Genomic DNA, 1,338 nt, shown 5'->3' with positions numbered 1-1,338 from the left:
TGTCGAAGTGCACCTTGGCGGTGGTCTCCACCGCCGTTTCCTGGGCGCCGGCGTCGGCGAGCTGCTTGGACAGCGCCATCGAGAAGCAGCCGGCGTGCGCGGCGCCGATCAGCTCCTCGGGGTTGGTGCCCTCGCCCTCCTCGAAGCGCGACTTGAAGGAGTAGTTGCCGGACAGGCCGCCCTTGCCGGTGCGGACGGTGCCGGACCCCTCGGTGAGGTTGCCCTGCCAGCGAGCGGATGCGGTACGGATAGGCATGGCACGACGCTACGCGAAAGCGGGCCGCGTCGCACCGCACCTGTGGACCACGATCCGGGCCGTCGGGTGTGTGCTGTGCCATGATTCGACGCAGGCCCGCGTACGGGAAGGGTGGCCATGTCACAGGATCTCCCCGTCCCCCGCCAGGAGAAGCGAATCCCCGTGCGGGACGACGACACCACTGTCGTCGAGTGGGGTGACGCCGAGCCGGAGTCCCCCGGCCGGGCCGGACGCTCGCTCGCCGCCCTGGGCCGGGACCGCCGCCTGCCGACAGTGCTCGCCGGGCTCGCCACGGTGGCCGCTGTCGCCTCGCTGATCGGCGAGTGGCTGATCATCACGGTGCCGGCCGAGGCCCGGGACGACGACGCGCCCACCCGGCTGACCAGTGGCATCTCCGAGATCGGCGGGTTCGGGGTGGCGTACCTGGTGGGCCTGCTCGGGCTGTCCGTGGCGCTGGCTCTGGCGCTGCGCGGCGCCCCGGCGGTCCGTCGGCACGCCGCGCTCGCCGGGCTGGGCCTGTCGGCGGGCGTGCTCGGCGTGCTGGTCGCGACCGCCGCCTCCCTCGAGCAGCTGGCCCGGCGCATCCTGTTCTTCGTCGGGGACCAGCGCCTCGACGTGGAGCACGGGCGCGGCCTGGTCACCGCGTTCCTCGCCGTGGCGCTGCTGGCCGCCGCGCTGCACCTGGCCGGCCGGAGCGCCGGGGACACGCCCGCCGACGAGGAACCGGACCACGACCACCCGGACGACCGGCCCGCCTGGCGGGGACGCGCCGCCACGGACGACCTGCCGCCGGCCCCCGCGGACCTGACGGTGCAGCCCACGGTGCCGTTCGCGGACCCCGACCGGTCCCGCTAACGCCGCATACGTCGGCCACCGCGGCTTCGCCTCCGATTCGCCGGAAAGCCGTGGTTGCCGCCCGTTCCGCGAGATACGGTTGCTGCCCGCCGTCCCGTGGTCGCGGCACCGAAGACCTGGTCGGCCGGCGTGACGGCGCGGGCGAAGGAGGAACCATGACCCGCCCGGGACTGCCCAAGCTGATCGCCACCGACCTCGACGGCACGCTCGTCCGCAGCGACGAGACC

At 74.2% G+C, this 1,338-nt stretch carries 2 protein-coding genes; one reads left to right on the top strand and one right to left on the bottom strand.

What is annotated here, in order from left to right; translation table 11 throughout:
* On the bottom strand, positions 1-256 hold a 256-nt coding region (locus A8711_RS30065; protein ID WP_141707696.1), incomplete at its 3' end, for an OsmC family peroxiredoxin.
* A gap of 162 nt (positions 257-418) precedes the next feature.
* Between A8711_RS30065 and A8711_RS30060 the strand changes: the two genes are divergently transcribed.
* The gene (locus tag A8711_RS30060; protein ID WP_158629859.1) at positions 419-1,111 is read left to right on the top strand and encodes a hypothetical protein; all 693 of its coding nucleotides are present in this window, start codon (positions 419-421) and stop codon (positions 1,109-1,111) included.
* Positions 1,112-1,338: the final 227 nt, after the last annotated feature.

The sequence above is a fragment of the Micromonospora sp. II genome, assembly GCF_001709195.1.
GTDB lineage: Bacteria > Actinomycetota > Actinomycetes > Mycobacteriales > Micromonosporaceae > Micromonospora > Micromonospora chalcea.
The sequence above is the reverse complement of the archived record's forward strand: the minus strand, read 5'-3'. Positions and strand labels throughout refer to the sequence as shown.